At 69.8% G+C, this 215-nt stretch carries 1 pseudogene; it reads right to left on the bottom strand.

The features are described from left to right. A pseudogene (locus EXE45_RS19305) lies at window positions 1–215 on the bottom strand (hypothetical protein); the annotation flags it as partial.

The raw sequence follows: 215 nt of genomic DNA, 5'->3' as shown, positions 1-215 counted from the left end.
CGAGCCCGATGAGCAACAGCCCGACGCCGTAGACGGTGATCACGGTCGGGTCGCCGGAGGTCGTGAACCACCCGTCGGGGAAGATGTTCACGAACCAGACGACGCCGAGGACGCTGACCGCGGTCCCCAGGTACCCGAGGTAGGTCCCCGTCCGCCGGAGCGGGAACCGGATCACGGCCCCGAGCATGACGAACGGGGGCGAAAGCGCCGCCAGC

The sequence above is a fragment of the Halorubrum sp. SP9 genome (genome assembly GCF_005435015.1).
GTDB lineage: Archaea > Halobacteriota > Halobacteria > Halobacteriales > Haloferacaceae > Halorubrum > Halorubrum sodomense.
Note: the sequence above shows the minus strand (reverse complement) of the source record. Positions and strands in the feature narration are given on the sequence as shown.